A 15,595-nucleotide genomic window follows, 5' to 3' on the forward strand; every position below is an offset into this window, starting at 1 on the left:
ATCAAACAAACTTAAATAATTATACAAACAATGTGTATATAAGGATTAATTTTATTAATTCTTTATAATTAATTAATCTTTATCCCCTTTATACTTATTTCAAATTGTATCATTTTAAGCCCTAAAAATTAAAAAACCACAGGATAAATCATTCTATCCTGTGGCAAATTTAAATTTTTAAAAATATTTTTGTTATCATTTAGATATTTATATTTTATTTTGCATATTCTATAGCTCTTGTTTCTCTTATTATACTTACTTTTATTTGTCCAGGATATTCAAGCTCATCCTCTATTTTCTTAGTCATATCTCTCGCTAATAAGTGTATTTCTTCATCATTTATGGCTTCTGGTTTTACCATTATTCTAATCTCTCTACCAGCTTGTATAGCAAATGATTTTTCTACACCTTCGTATGAATTAGCTATTTCTTCTAATTTTTCAAGTCTCTTAATATAAGCTTCTAAAGTCTCTCTTCTAGCACCAGGTCTAGCAGCTGATATCGCATCTGCTGCTGTAACTAATACAGCTTCTACGGTCTGAGGCTCATAATCTCCATGATGTGTACTCATAGCATGTATAACTTCTTTAGATTCCTTATAACGTCTAAGTAAATCCATACCTATTTCAACATGTGTACCTTCCATTTCATGGTCTACAGCCTTACCTATATCATGTAATAAACCAGCTCTCTTAGCTAATCTAATGTCTGCACCTATCTCAGCAGCCATTATACCAGCTATATGAGCAACTTCTATAGAATGTTTAAGAACATTTTGTCCATAACTAGTTCTATAATTAAGTCTACCTAATAATCTTATTAATTCTGGATGAATTCCATGTACACTAGTTTCAAATGCAGCTTGTTCACCATATTCTTTTATAATATTGTCAACTTCTTTTCTCGCTTTTTCAACCATTTCTTCAATTCTAGCTGGATGTATTCTTCCATCTGCTATTAATTTCTCTAGAGCAATTCTTGCAATTTCTCTTCTTATTGGATCAAATCCTGATAAAATTACTGCTTCTGGAGTGTCATCTATTATAAGGTCTATCCCTGTTAAAGTTTCTAGAGTCCTTATATTTCTACCTTCTCTACCTATTATTCTACCCTTCATTTCATCATTAGGTAAGCTTACTACTGTAACAGTAGTTTCAGCTACGTGATCTGCTGCACATTTTTGAATTGCATATCCTATAATTTCTCTTGATTTCTTATCAGCTTCTTCTTTAGCTTGACCTTCTATCTCTTTTATCATTATAGACATTTCACGTCTTACATCTCTCTCAGCATTTGTTAAAATAATTTCTTTAGCCTTATCAGATGTAATTCCTGATATGCTTTCTAATTTTTCCAATTGTTGAGTTTTTATTACTTCGACTTCTTCTTCTTTCTTTTCAACTGTCTTTAATTTTTCACTTAGATTTACTTCTTTAGATTCTAAATTTTGTAATTTTCTATCTAAGACTTCTTCTTTTTGTACTACTCTTTTTTCATACTTTTGTACTTCTGTTCTTCTTTCTTTGTTTTCTCTTTCAGCTTCTGTTCTCCACTTATGGATCTCTTCTTTAGCTTCTAATAACTTTTCTTTCTGTACTGTTTCTGAGTCGTGGTGTGCTTTATCTATTATTTCTTTGGCCAAGTTTTCAGCTTGTCCAAGTTTTGCTTCAGATATATTTTTTCTAACAAAATATCCAGCTATAATACCAACAGCTGCACCTATTACAATCATTACTACACTATCTATGACATCCACCTCCTTCGTTAATAATCCCAAAATGTCATCACTATGATTAAAAAATATTCCTAATAATTAAAATTAAATTTAGATATTTTATCCTCACTTAATTTTATAATTTTTTCAACATTGTGTCAAGCTAATAGGGAGCGTGGTATGTCCTTATTTAATAGTTATTTTTTTATATTTTCACTTATTTTTCAACAACGTCTTCTGATACCAAAGTACCAGCTTCTTCACTAACCTCATTTAAATTGTAAAATGTTCTAACTTTTTCATCTATTTCATTAGTTAAATCCATATTATCCTCTAGGAATTTTTTTACATTTTCCCTTCCTTGTCCAAGTTTAGTATCATTGTAACTATACCATGAACCTGATTTTTTAACTATATCTATGTCAGCAGCTATATCTAAAAGATCTCCAATTTTTGATATACCTTCTCCATACATTATATCAAATTCAGATTGTTTAAATGGTGGTGCTACTTTGTTTTTAACAACCTTAACTCTTGTTCTGCTTCCTATAACCTTGTCACCTTGTTTTATTGTGTCTATTTTTCTAACATCCAATCTAACTGATGAGTAGAACTTTAATGCACGTCCTCCAGTAGTCGTTTCTGGATTTCCAAACATTATTCCTACTTTCTCTCTTAATTGGTTTATAAATATAGCAACACAATTTGATTTTTTAATCGAACCAGTTAATTTTCTAAGTGCTTGAGACATAAGTCTAGCTTGTAAACCTACATGAGAATCACCCATATCTCCGTCTATTTCTGCTTTTGGAACCAATGCTGCAACTGAATCTATTACTATTATATCAATTGCACCACTTCTTATTAATGCCTCTGCTATTTCTAAGGCTTGTTCTCCTGTATCTGGTTGAGATATGATTAGATTATCAACATCCACACCTAATGCTTTTGCATATACTGGGTCAAGTGCATGTTCAGCATCTATAAATGCAGCTATTCCTCCATTTTTTTGAGCTGATGCTACACAACTAAGTGCAACAGTCGTCTTACCAGAAGATTCTGGACCATATATTTCAACTATTCTCCCTCTAGGTAGACCTCCTATACCAATAGCTATATCTAAACCGATTGCTCCTGTTGATATAACATCTATAGACATAGACGTTGCTTCTCCCAATTTCATTACTGAACCTTTACCAAAATCTTTTTCAATTTTACCTAAAGCTTCATTCAACGCTTTTAATTTTTCTTGATCTACACTCATCTCTATACCATCCCTTCATTTATCTACAAACATTTGTTCTCTTGTTATATATTAATTATATAACATAAATCAAACCTAGTCAATTTAAAAACGCTCCTAATGATTATATTTTTATTTGCTACATTTTATTTATAAACCATTATCAATAATTATATACACAAAAGAAAATATTACCGAAAAAGAAAAGAGGTATACTATAATAGTATACCCTTTTTTACATTTTTAAAGTTTTAAGTTGCTATTTTTTATTTATTAATCAATCAATTTATGTTTTTTAAATGATAATATTCTATTTTGAAGACATGAAAAGTTCTTTATTTTTATATAGGTATTCCCATCCAGAATATAAAGTAAGCAGTGTTGCTATAAGTATAAGAATTCCACCTATATTTAGTATTAATTCATTTTCAAACTGAGCTCCTAACAATAAAATCACTACTGATACCATTTGAGTTATAGTTTTAAGTTTTCCACTGCCACCAGCTGCTATTATTTTTCCATCAGCAGCTGCTATAGCCCTCAATATACTAACTGTAAGTTCTCTAGCTACTATTATAATTACCATCCAACTACTTACTAGACCATCTTCTATCATACATGTAAGTGCTGAGATTACTAATAATTTGTCTGCTAATGGGTCCATAAACTTCCCAAAATCAGTGACTAAGTTATACTTTCTAGCTATTTTTCCATCTAGTGCATCAGTAATTGAAGCTACTATAAAAATAATACAAGCTAATAAAAACTTGTTTGGTACATTAAATAACATTATTAAAACAAATACTGGAATTAAAAATATTCTAAACAAAGTTAATTTGTTAGGCAAGTTCATATACAACATCTCCCATTAAATCGTATTCCATTGCATCATTTATTTGAACACTTACGAATTCTCCTACTTCAAGATTATCTACACTTTTTACATATACTATACTATCAATTTCTTCTGCATCGCCCTGTGTTCTTCCTGTATATACATTATCTTCTATTTGCTCTTCTATTAGTACTTCATATGTTTTTCCTATTTTTTTATCATTAAGTTCTTCAGATATTTTTTGTTGAATCATCATTAAAGTATCTCTTCTTTGTATTTTTACTTCTTCATCTATATGATTTGGTAATTTATCTGCTGGTGTATCTTCTTCTCTTGAATATGCAAATGCACCTAACCTATCAAATTTAACTTCTTTGACAAAATTTACAAGCTGTTTAAAATCTTCTTCTGTTTCACCAGGAAAACCTACTATTATTGTAGTTCTAAGTATAGCATCTGGTATATTCTTTCTTATAAGTTTAATTTTATTTAATATATCCTCTTTACTAGTTTTTCTATTCATTAACTTTAAAATACTGTTACTTGCATGTTGTATTGGCATATCAAAATAGCTACATATATTATCATGTTCTTTTATAACTTTAATCAATTCTTCTGTTATTGATTCTGGATATGAGTACATGACTCTTATCCATTTAAGCCCATTTATCTTTGCAAGTTCTTCTAAAAGTTCTGGTAATCTCTCTTTACCATATAAATCAAAACCATACTTTGTAGTATCTTGAGCTATAACTACAAGTTCTTTTACTCCAGATTCAGCCAATTTATTTGCTTCTTTAATTATATCTTCAAATCTTCTACTTCTATATTTACCTCTAAGCTTAGGTATTATACAATAAGTACAATTATTGGAACATCCTTCTCCAATTTTTAAGTATGCCATATAGCTAGGCGTAGATAGATATCTTGGTAAGTCCTCATTAAATACAAACTCTATATCATCAAGACTTACAATTTGATGTTTCTCACTCAAATCTTTAAGTATATCATCTATATTTTGGTAGCTTCCTGTACCAACTATTGCATCTATTTCTGGAATTTCAGTTTTTAATTCCTCAGAGTATCTTTGAGCTAAACATCCTGTTACTATCAACAGCTTTAGATTCCCAGTCTGTTTTAATTCTGCAAATTCTATTATAGTATCAATTGATTCTTGCTTAGCTGACTCTATAAACCCACAAGTATTTACTATAATTACATCAGCTTCTGCAAAATCTCCTATCAATTTATAACCTTTTTTATTTAAAATTCCCATCATTATTTCTGCATCCACCAAATTTTTTGAGCATCCTAATGATTCTAATGCTATCTTTAACATTTTTTCTCTCCTTCCAATATGCTCTCATATAAGCCTATAACATATTCTAGGGCTTTTTGTGTGTCATCAAAATTTACAATTTTATTGTACTTATATTTTTCCACTGAATGCATATAAAGTGGGTCGTAATATTCTATAAGATATTTTTTTACAAGTTCTTCATATTTGCCTAATTCTAATAAATCAATATATTCATCTACTGCTTTATGACCCAATCTTTTTCTGAATTTATTTATACACTCTTTTAAAACCAATATATTATCTTCATCTTTACCATAAATATAATCTCTACAAAGTCTATTGACTCTATTATCAATATCACATTCCAGTAGTATATGATACCCATCTCGTATCATTGCATCGAAGATTTCATTAGGAACTGTGACACTTCCAACTCGCTTACTTTCACTTTCAACAAATATATAATCCTTTTTTGAGAAAAATATACTTTCAAATAATTTAGTTTCAAAGTTCTTTTGAGATGGTGGCTTCTCATCAAATGTTATAAAACCAAAAGTTGAACCACTATTTTTAGCTATTCCTTCTAAATCTAATACATCTATTTCTTTTTTCTTCAATAAATGCAATAAATCAGTCTTTCCTGAGCCAGTTAATCCATGCACAGATATAAAGTTCTTTGTATTCATTATATTTCTTAAGTAATCCAATACAAAGTTTCTATAAGCCTTATATCCACCTTCAAGTTGATAAACATTTACACCTAATGATGACAATACATTTACTATACTTCCACTTCTCATTCCGCCTCTTGCACAATATATGACAATATTATCATAATTTGCTGTAAGCTCTGCTGCTTGTAAATATATATCCTTTAGCTTATACGATACATAATCAAATCCCTTTTGTATTGCTTCATGCTTTCCCTGCATCTTATAAATAGTTCCAACTTCATTATGCTCATTGTTTTTAAAAAGGGGCATATTAAAAGCATTTAATATATGGTCTTCTTCATATTCCCCTTCTGTTCTTACATCTACAAAAACTACTTTTTCTAGCTTAAGTGCCTTTTCTATTTCTATAACCGACAATTCTATTCACCTTCTAAATTCTGCAAATCTTGTTTGCTTATTAGTACCTTTCTTGGCTTACTTCCCTCGCTAGCTCCAATTATACCTCTTTCTTCCATAGAGTCAATAAGTCTAGCTGCTCTATTAAATCCTATTTTAAATCTTCTTTGCAACATAGAAGCAGATGCTTGACCACTTTCTACAACAAATTCTATTGCCTCACTTAAAAATTCATCCTCATCGCTAGATTTTGATGTATTAACTTTAGATATAGTTTCAATTATATCTTCCTCATACTTTATTCCATCCTTAACCTGGTCTTTTACAAAATCAATTACTCTTTCTGACTCACTTTCTGATATAAATGCACCTTGAAGTCTAACTGGTTTTGCCGCTCCAAGTGGATAAAATAGCATATCACCTTTACCTAAAAGTTTCTCTGCCCCACCCATATCAAGTATTGTTCTTGAATCAGTTTGAGATGACACTGCAAATGCTATTCTAGACGGTATATTAGCTTTTATAACACCTGTTATGACATCAACGGATGGTCTTTGTGTAGCTACAATCAGGTGCATTCCAGCAGCTCTGGCCATCTGAGCTAATCTACAAATATAATCCTCTACATCATTTGCGCTTGCCATCATTAAATCTGCTAACTCATCTATTATTATTACTATTTTAGGTAATTTTTCCTCTGATTTTTCATTATAACTTGTTACATCTTTTACTTGAGCATCTGCAAATAGTTTATATCTTCTATTCATCTCTGTCACTGCCCAGTTTAAGGCATTAGCAGCTTTTTTAGGGTCTGTAACTACAGGTATCAGAAGATGTGGTATTCCATTATAATTTGCAAGTTCAACCACTTTTGGGTCTATTAAAAGTAATTTTACTTCATCAGGGTTTGCCTTATATAATATACTACTTATCAAAGTGTTTACACAGACACTCTTTCCTGAACCTGTAGAACCAGCTATAAGTAAATGTGGCATCTTACCTATATCTCCAATTATAATTTTGCCTGCTACATCTTTCCCAAGCCCCATTGCAAGAGGAGAATCAAAATTATTAAACTCTTCACTTTCTAGAACTTCTCTTACTCCAACCATTTGAGCTTCCTCATTTGGAACTTCTATTCCAATTGCACTTTTCCCAGGAATTGGCGCTTCAATTCTTATACTTTTAGCTGCTAAACTTAAAGCTATATCATCAGTTAAGTTTACAATTTTACTTACTTTAACCCCTGGACTTGGCTGTATCTCATATCTTGTTATAGTTGGACCAACTGTAACTTGATTAATCTTTGCTTCTACTCCAAAATCTGAAAGTGTCTTTTCTAAAAGAGAGGCATTTTTTAAAACCTTCTTTTTGCCATTTTCATCAGATTTTTTATTTACTTTATTTAAAAGTTCAACACTAGGTTTTTTATAATTTGAATAGTCTTCATTATTTGACTCTGATACAATGCTTATTGGTTGAGTTTTTTCTACATCTAAATTAGATTTGCTTATATCAACTTTCTTTTCTGGTTTAGTCTCCACAACTGAATTTTCATTTGTAGCTTTCTGTAACTCTTTTAAAACATCTAGTTCTGGCATACTTTGAGTTCCTTCTAATATTTCTAAATATTCATCTTCTGCCTTGTTAAAACCAACTATTTTAATAGTCTTATCGTCTACACCATCACCATTTTCTTCTTCTAAATATTCATCTTCTTCATCTTCATTGTCACGGCCTTTTGACATTAACCCTTTAAAAAATCCAGGCTTCTTATTTACAGTAGTATCGTCCACTTCATCAGTTATCATATCTATTGCAGATTTTTTCATATTTGAAATTTTATCTTTAAAAGTTAAATTACTGTCTTTTGATGCTTTAGATTTTGACTTTGCATTTGATACCAAATCTTTTATAGAAATATTAAATATAAACATTATAGAAAGTATAAGAGCAAATATACTTATTAGCCATCCACCTGCTATACCAAATATTTTACTCATATAATACGCAATGGTTGTTGCTATTAAGCCACTACCTTGTCCACTTACACCCAATTTCATAACATCATCAAACATATTACCTTTTAGTGGGCTATCTACAGGAAGAGTTCCTGCATTTAACAATCCATAAAATACAAAAATAAATAAAATAATTATGTAGTATAATTTAGTCTTTCTCAATCTATATATATATTCATTTCCATCAAAAAACCCTAGAAGTCCTGTTATAATTACTATAAATGGTATTGCTATGGAAAGTCCTCCAAATAATCCTTTAAAGAGATTTTGCATTATCACAGGTATCCATCCCATAGAATTAGAATTTAAACTATATAATAAAAATACACCTATAAATATTGTTATCAAATTATGATATTCTGCATTAAAGCTTAAGGTATTTACCTTCTTTTTTTTCTTCTTTTTCGTGGCCATTAATATCACTCCTTATTTTTAGCAAGTTTTACCCCTTCATAGCAAAAAGTGCTAATGCCTTAACACTAACACTCCTACTTTATTACATCATTATATCATAAATTTTATTATTTAAACAAATTTTAATCATTATTTTTTTCTTCCTCTGATTCTTTTATAAGCTCTTTTAATTTTTTAATAGCATCTTTTAATCCACCAACTTCATCTATAATCCCGTAATCTACAGCTTCTTTTCCTATTAAAACACTACCAACATCACTTATAAGCTCATCTTTCTCATGCATAAGTTTATCAAGTATATCTCTTTCGATATTAGATGTTCTTATGATAAATTGAATTATTCTCTCTTGCATCTTTTTAAAATACTCGAAAGTTTCATTTATACCTATTACAAGTCCAGTTGTTCTTACAGGATGTATAATCATTGTTGCAGTTGGAGCTATAAATGAGTAATCACCTGCAGTAGCAAGAGGAACACCTATACTATGACTTCCCCCTAATACAAGAGTAACTACTTTTTTGGATGTACTATTTAAAAGTTCTGCAATAGCTAGACCTGCCTCAATATCTCCTCCAACAGTATTTAAAACAACTAGTACTCCTTTAACATCATTACTTTCCTCAATTGAATAAAGCATTGGAATTATATGTTCATACTTTGTAGCTTTTTTCTGAGGATTTCCTATAAAATGACCTTCAATTTCTCCAATTATAGTTATACATTGGGTATCTTTAGGAGGCTGAGGAGGCATCTCACTAGTGCCAAATTGTTTTATACATTCTCTTTCCTCACAGCTAGAATCTCTTCTACAATTATCTTTATCAAATGTTTCATTATCATCTTTATAATCTTTCATAAAAAAACTCCTATCAAAATATATTTAACTTAGTTTTGCCAAATAAATCAAATATATTAAGATATACGAAAAATTATTAAATTTTGAATAAAAGTAATTGCATTACGATTCTTATTTTACATAAAATTGTTGGTGTATTGCATGTACTGCTGTATGCATATCTTCTTCACTAACTAAACAAGATATAGTCATATTTGAATCTGATGTTTGTAAAAGAGATACTCCTGCTTTTGATAAACCTCTAACTACTTTTGACATGATACCAGACATTTCATCAGCTATTCTTGAACATATCAATGTTACTTTAGCACAATCTCTATTTACTTCATAATCTAATTCAAATTTATCTAGTATTTCTTTTAATTCTTTTATATCAGCATCTTCAATAACAAAGGCTTTTTCTGATATAAAGAAATTTATCATATCTATATTTATAAGTTTCTTTTCTATTTCATTTAATACTTCTGTAAACACTTCTTCTGCTGATTTAATCTTAACTTGAGCAACACTATCTTTATTTGCAACAGCAACTTTAAGGTCTTTTTCTTGTTCATATTCTATATTTTGTTCTAAATGCTTACATAAAGAACCTATTTTTGTACCTTCAAAAGTTGGATTCATTGTATTTTTTATTGCTAGAGTTATATTTCCACTTTTAGCTAACTGTACTGCTCTTGGATGTATTACCTTAGCTCCTTTATCTGCCATTTGAAATACTTCTTCATAATCTATAAAACTCAATACTTTAGCATTTGGTTCTACTCTAGGGTCTGCAGTCATTATACCATCTACATCAGTGTAAATTTCAACTGTCTCACATTCCAAAGATTTACCAATAGCAACTGCTGATGTATCACTTCCACCTCTTCCAAGAGTAGTTACTTCACCATCATCTGTTACACCTTGAAATCCAGCTATAACAACAACTTTGCCATCATCTAATGCTCTTTTTACCTTTTTAGGGTTTATATATTTTATTTTAGCATTAGAATACTCATCACTTGTAATTATACCTGCTTGTTGACCAGTAAAGAAAACAGATTCTATACCTTTTGCATTTAATAAATTAGCAAGAATTGTCCCTGATATTATTTCACCACAAGACATTATTAAATCAAGTTCTCTTTTATTTGGTTCATCATTTACTGAATTACACAGATTTATAAGTGTATCTGTTGCATATGGAGCGCCCTTTCTACCCATTGCTGAAACTACTAATACTAATTGTAACTCTTCATCATTATCTCTGTATGCTTTTACTATCTTACATACTTCATTCATTTTTTCATATGATTCTACTGATGTCCCACCAAACTTTTGCACTAAAATACTCATTTTTTCCTCCTAAATATATCCCTCATATTCTATAATTATCATATCATTGCCTATTTTTTTTACATTTCTCCATGGAACTTCTAAAAATGACTTATCTTTTCTTCTGGCAAAAAAGCCTTTTTCTTTTGGAATTAAAAGCGCCAATATCCCGCCTGTAGTTTCATCTAGTATAAGGTCACACTCTCCAATAACTCCTAATCTTTCTCCTGTGACTAAGTTAACTATTTCCTTACCTGCTATTTCAGATAAATTCATATTTTATACCTCCAGAGATTCACTTTTTAAAATATTAATCCAAATGCAGAATATCTTCTACATCTCTTCCAACTATACATGTACCAATATTTTCTATATTGAATACCTTATCAACAACTTTTTTTACTGAATTAATATCAACATTATTTATACATTCAAGTATTTCATCTGTAGTTTTTACTTTTTTACTCAACAACATAGATTTACCAGTAGACATCATTCTACTGCTAGTACTTTCTAAATCCAATATATAATTACCTTTTAGTTGTTCCTTACTTTCAAATATTTCTTTTTCTGTAAGATAATTTTTTCTTATATTTTCAATTTCTTCTTTTATTAAATTATAAACATCTTGCAAATTTTCTGTACTCATACTTGCGAATATACCTAATTCACCACATTTTCTGTATAGTGTTTGTGACGAGTATATTGAATATACTAAACCTTTTTCCTCCCTTATCTTCTGAAAAAGTCTTGAGCTTATACTTCCACCAAAAATATTGTTTACCACCGCCATTGAATAAACTTCATCATCATTTTCAAATGGAATACCTTTTAGACACATAGCTAAGTTTACCTGTTCAGTATCTTTGTTTTTTGATATAAAACAAGGATTAAACTTGGCCTCAGTTATGTCTATACTTAAGCTTCTCTTTTTCCAGTTTCCAAATTTAGATTTAAGTTTATCTACCATATCATCAAAATCAAAGTTTCCAACTATAGAAATAACAGCATTATTTGGAATATAATATTTGTTTAAGTACTCTAACATAGACTCCTTAGTTATATTGTATAGAGAATCTTTTGTCCCAATTATATTCATCCCTAAACCATCATTAGCATATATATTTTCGACTAATAAATCATAAGATAAATCGTCTGGAGAATCTTCATACATCTTAAGTTCCTCCAATATTATAAGTCTTTCCTTATCTATATCATTTTTATCAAATCTAGAATTTAGTATCATATCACTTAATACATCTATTCCTGTATCTATATGCTCATCTATTAATTTTACATAATAACATGTACATTCTTTACTTGTAAATGCATTGATTTGCCCACCTAAATTGTCAATTGTGCTAGCAATCTCTTTTGAGGTTCTATTTTTGGTTCCTTTAAACATCATATGTTCTATAAAATGAGAAGTTCCACTTACCTCTTCTTCTTCTATTCTAGACCCTGCATTTATCCAAATACCTAACATTATTGACTTTAGATATGGTATTTCTTCCCCAATTATTGTAAGCCCATTTTCCAGTATTTTTGTCTTATACATTACATTCTCCTAAAAATTTATTCTTTATGTTACATTGGATTATTGAAAACACTATGTTCTAATTCTATTTATTTTTATATGTATTACATTATAAGTCAGTCTTTTAATTAATTCAACTACAACTTATACAATCTTAATCAAATATTTATACTTTGTCTACTTAAATACATCACTAAGTTTACCTGGTTTTAATCCTTTTTCTCTTACAATTGCTATAATATCATCTATACATTTTGTCGTTGCATCAGTTGGGTGCATTAAGATTATACTACTATCTTTAATATCTTTTTTCTTCATTCTATCTATAATTACTTCTGGTTGATCTTTATATTTCCAGTCTATAGTGTCAGCATCCCATTTAATTGAAGTATATCCTAATTCTTTAGCAGCCTTTACTGTTTCTGCTCCAAAAGAACCTGCTGGAGCTTGAAAAAACTTAGTCTTCTCATTTATAATTTCTTCAATTATCTTTTTAGAGGTTTCTATTTGTTCATAGTTATCCTCATATGATAGTGTCGAATAATCTAAATGTTTGTATCCATGATTGCCTATTTCATGCCCTTGTTTCTTTATCTTCAATAATTCGTCTTTATTTTTTTCTGCCCACTTCCCAGTTACATTAAAAGTAATCTTTACATTCTCTTTTTTAAGAGTTTCCAAAATAGATTCTATGTACTCTGTTTCCCATCCAAGGTCTACGTTGCATGTTAATGCAACGTATCCACTTTTATCTTTTGTACCTCTCTCATATGGTAAATCTACTCCATTAAACAAGTTAAAAACGGGCTTATTGTTAAACAATTTTAATACCATTACCCCTCCTGATAATCCTAATAATATCACTAAAATTAGTATTATAATTTTTTTGAGCTTACTCTTATTAAGTACCATCATTATCATTAAAACTCCCCCTAATTATGTACAAATTGTTTCTTATTTAATACTATTAAAGGAAAGCTCTATTTATGCACTAAATATAACATAAACCTTTCTCTGTATATCAATAAAAAATTCTATTAAAAATCTCTTAAATAAACCTATATTATTAAACAGCTTTTTAATTAGCTCTTTACTTTTCCTATCATTTTAGAATTTCCTACAGTACTTTCTACTGTTACTTTTAATACAAGAGTATGTAATACATTTTATATAAAAAGCCTCTGTTAGAAAGAGTAACAGAGGCTTTTTATTTCATGTTCAAAAGTTTAATTTCATACTTGAAAATATATTATAATAACTAGAATATGTTTATGTAATTGTACTTTTGAAATCTATAAATAATCTTTAATTTGTTGATTTCTTTAAACTTTTTCTTTCTATAAAAAAGAGAGCCACTAAAAGCTGAACTACTGCAACAATTGAAATACAAATAAATGCAACATCTATTCCAAATACATTTGCTGTAGTATTTGTCATACCTCGTGATGTTACTGTAGCAGTTGTCATTACTGCAACAAAAACTGCTGAGCCAATAGCACCAGCTATTGTACGCAATGAAGTAAGTAATGCTGTTCCATGAGCAATATTTTTTTCCCCAAGCACACTCATTCCCCAAGTAACAATAGGCATCATAATTAATCCAATAGCTATCAGACGTATAATATAAAAAACAGAGATATACAATACTGAAGTATCTTTTCCTACAAAAGATACACCAAGACAACTTATTGCCAAGAATATACTTCCACATACAACTAGCTTTCGTATTCCAAACCTATCATAAAATCTACCTGCAAAAGGACTTATAAGTGCCATTACAAGAGAACCTGGCATCATAATGAGACCACACTTAGTTGCTGAAAATCCTCTTACTGTCTGGATATATATTGGAATTAAAGTGGAACCTGCCATCATTACAACATATAGAAGCATACTTATAATTACAGCAAGTCTATAACTTTTATTCTTAAGAATACGAAGTTCTAGAAATGGCTCTTTTGAGTGAATCTGACGCAAAGAAAATGCTATAATTGATACTATACCTACAAATAATGGCAAAGCAATATTTATACTGAAAAACTCAGTTGTTCCAATATTCCCAAGTCCAAGCAAAAGGCCACTAAATCCCACTGCACATAAAATCATAGAAAACGTATCAAATGATTGTTTTTTTGTCTCTATTACATTTTGTAACACTCTAGATGCTATAATAATGTCAATAATACTTATAACTAAAGAAAACCAAAAAATAGCTTGCCAATTAAAAATATCAATGACAATTCCTGCTAGAGTTGGCGCAAATATTGGAGCAGCACCAGCAGCCAAACCGTATATACCCATTATGGAGCCCATTTGCTCTGCAGGATAAATTGTTAAAATTATTACTTGTGTCATAGATAGCAACACTCCATTACCCATTGCTTGCAATATACGTCCAAACAAGAGAGGTGTAAATGAAGATGCACTAGCAGAAAGCAACAATCCTACCGCAAAAAGACTCATAGCACTAATGAAAAGTGGTTTTGTTGGAAATCTCCTAATCAAAAATGCAGTTGCAGGAACCATAATTCCCATAGCAAGTGTATATGCACTAGTAAGCCATTGAGCTGTTGTGGCTGATATATTTAAATCCCCCATCATAACTGGCAATGCAGTAGTAAGAGATGTCTGAAGTAATGAGCCAACTATAGATCCAATCAATAGTACAGCAAAAATCATATTTCTAGATTGCTTATTTAAATTCATGTCTTTACCTTCTTTCTGTTTTTATTAGCAACGCTTAAGAAATATCTCTATTTTTTATCTTCAAAAAACTTTATAATCTTTTTTTGAATACGTATGTAAGCAATAGCATCTTCTGGACCTAGTGCTTTTAAAAATTTAACTGTATACTCTAAAAATTCTTTTTCATTTATTTTCTGCTGTTGTATTCCCTTAGGCATTAATTGAACTAGTGTCTGTCTACCATTTTGTGGGTCAACACAGCGCTCAATCATTTCCTTTGATTCTAACTGATTAAGAATAGCAGACATTCTAGCAGTACTAACATTCATAGTACTACTTATTTCTTTTGGGTTTACTTTTTTATTGTTTTTAGATAAATAACCCAATACAAATTTTTCACCACTTTGTATATCTGCAATTTTATCTTTATGTGGTATTTTTACCATCAACGTCTTAACCTTTCCAAGTTCAAGTGCTAATTCCATATAGTCCACATTATCACCTCCTTAATCGCTAACACTATTAGTAATTTACCATATATTGTCAATAAAATCAATATTAACATGATGTTTAATAGTCATTATCACATTAGCAATAAAATATTA

13 protein-coding genes are annotated in these 15,595 nt (G+C 29.8%); all 13 read right to left on the reverse strand.

Annotated features, from left to right (window positions below):
- Nucleotides 1–214: 214 nt before the first annotated feature.
- Nucleotides 215–1,756, reverse strand: coding sequence for a ribonuclease Y (rny, locus tag KGF36_RS04815; RefSeq protein WP_227827476.1), 1,542 nt, complete (start codon nt 1,754–1,756; stop codon nt 215–217).
- 175 nt (nt 1,757–1,931) lie between these two features.
- Nucleotides 1,932–2,978, reverse strand: coding sequence for a recombinase RecA (gene recA, locus KGF36_RS04820; protein WP_227827209.1), 1,047 nt, complete (start codon nt 2,976–2,978; stop codon nt 1,932–1,934).
- Between the two features lie 289 nt (nt 2,979–3,267).
- Nucleotides 3,268–3,810 (reverse strand): CDP-diacylglycerol--glycerol-3-phosphate 3-phosphatidyltransferase, encoded by a 543-nt coding sequence (pgsA, locus tag KGF36_RS04825; RefSeq protein ID WP_227854578.1) that lies wholly within the window; start codon nt 3,808–3,810, stop codon nt 3,268–3,270.
- Nucleotides 3,797–5,131, reverse strand: coding sequence for a 30S ribosomal protein S12 methylthiotransferase RimO (gene rimO / locus KGF36_RS04830; protein WP_227854579.1), 1,335 nt, complete (start codon nt 5,129–5,131; stop codon nt 3,797–3,799). Before rimO ends, pgsA begins: the two co-directional genes overlap by 14 nt.
- Nucleotides 5,125–6,183: a tRNA 2-selenouridine(34) synthase MnmH gene (mnmH, locus tag KGF36_RS04835; RefSeq protein ID WP_227839909.1), complete on the reverse strand. Its 1,059-nt coding sequence runs from the start codon at nt 6,181–6,183 to the stop codon at nt 5,125–5,127. Before mnmH ends, rimO begins: the two co-directional genes overlap by 7 nt.
- Nucleotides 6,184–6,185: 2 nt before the next feature.
- Complete coding sequence (locus KGF36_RS04840; protein WP_227827205.1) at nt 6,186–8,597, reverse strand: FtsK/SpoIIIE family DNA translocase; 2,412 nt, start codon at nt 8,595–8,597, stop codon at nt 6,186–6,188.
- A 122-nt stretch (nt 8,598–8,719) separates the two neighbouring features.
- Complete coding sequence (locus KGF36_RS04845; RefSeq protein ID WP_227854580.1) at nt 8,720–9,454, reverse strand: ATP-dependent Clp protease proteolytic subunit; 735 nt, start codon at nt 9,452–9,454, stop codon at nt 8,720–8,722.
- Between the two features lie 111 nt (nt 9,455–9,565).
- The gene (gene dapG, locus KGF36_RS04850; protein WP_227827203.1) at nt 9,566–10,789 is read right to left on the reverse strand and encodes an aspartate kinase; all 1,224 of its coding nucleotides are present in this window, start codon (nt 10,787–10,789) and stop codon (nt 9,566–9,568) included.
- A 9-nt stretch (nt 10,790–10,798) separates the two neighbouring features.
- Nucleotides 10,799–11,044: a YlmC/YmxH family sporulation protein gene (locus KGF36_RS04855; protein WP_003419503.1), complete on the reverse strand. Its 246-nt coding sequence runs from the start codon at nt 11,042–11,044 to the stop codon at nt 10,799–10,801.
- 34 nt (nt 11,045–11,078) lie between these two features.
- Complete coding sequence (locus KGF36_RS04860) at nt 11,079–12,326, reverse strand: M16 family metallopeptidase (RefSeq protein WP_227854581.1); 1,248 nt, start codon at nt 12,324–12,326, stop codon at nt 11,079–11,081.
- 156 nt (nt 12,327–12,482) lie between these two features.
- Entirely contained in the window at nt 12,483–13,226 is a 744-nt protein-coding gene (locus KGF36_RS04865; protein ID WP_227827201.1) for a polysaccharide deacetylase family protein, read from the reverse strand.
- 384 nt (nt 13,227–13,610) lie between these two features.
- Nucleotides 13,611–15,011 (reverse strand): MDR family MFS transporter, encoded by a 1,401-nt coding sequence (locus tag KGF36_RS04870; RefSeq protein ID WP_227850158.1) that lies wholly within the window; start codon nt 15,009–15,011, stop codon nt 13,611–13,613.
- A 47-nt stretch (nt 15,012–15,058) separates the two neighbouring features.
- Nucleotides 15,059–15,475, reverse strand: coding sequence for a MarR family transcriptional regulator (locus KGF36_RS04875; protein WP_227854606.1), 417 nt, complete (start codon nt 15,473–15,475; stop codon nt 15,059–15,061).
- Nucleotides 15,476–15,595 lie beyond the last annotated feature (120 nt).

The organism is Clostridioides sp. ZZV14-6009 (genome assembly GCF_020658095.1).
Taxonomy (GTDB): Bacteria; Bacillota; Clostridia; order Peptostreptococcales; family Peptostreptococcaceae; genus Clostridioides.

Excerpts from the sequence above, each read along its gene's own strand:
- rimO (WP_227854579.1), bottom strand. The coding sequence starts at position 5,131 with ATGTTAAAGATAGCATTAGAATCATTAGGATGCTCAAAAAATTTGGTG.
- KGF36_RS04845 (WP_227854580.1), bottom strand. The coding sequence starts at position 9,454 with ATGAAAGATTATAAAGATGATAATGAAACATTTGATAAAGATAATTGT.
- KGF36_RS04870 (WP_227850158.1), bottom strand. The coding sequence starts at position 15,011 with ATGAATTTAAATAAGCAATCTAGAAATATGATTTTTGCTGTACTATTG.
- KGF36_RS04875 (WP_227854606.1), bottom strand. The coding sequence starts at position 15,475 with ATGGAATTAGCACTTGAACTTGGAAAGGTTAAGACGTTGATGGTAAAA.
- KGF36_RS04860 (WP_227854581.1), bottom strand. The coding sequence starts at position 12,326 with ATGTATAAGACAAAAATACTGGAAAATGGGCTTACAATAATTGGGGAA.
- dapG (WP_227827203.1), bottom strand. The coding sequence starts at position 10,789 with ATGAGTATTTTAGTGCAAAAGTTTGGTGGGACATCAGTAGAATCATAT.
- KGF36_RS04855 (WP_003419503.1), bottom strand. The coding sequence starts at position 11,044 with ATGAATTTATCTGAAATAGCAGGTAAGGAAATAGTTAACTTAGTCACA.
- KGF36_RS04865 (WP_227827201.1), bottom strand. The coding sequence starts at position 13,226 with ATGATAATGATGGTACTTAATAAGAGTAAGCTCAAAAAAATTATAATA.
- pgsA (WP_227854578.1), bottom strand. The coding sequence starts at position 3,810 with ATGAACTTGCCTAACAAATTAACTTTGTTTAGAATATTTTTAATTCCA.
- recA (WP_227827209.1), bottom strand. The coding sequence starts at position 2,978 with ATGAGTGTAGATCAAGAAAAATTAAAAGCGTTGAATGAAGCTTTAGGT.
- KGF36_RS04840 (WP_227827205.1), bottom strand. The coding sequence starts at position 8,597 with ATGGCCACGAAAAAGAAGAAAAAAAAGAAGGTAAATACCTTAAGCTTT.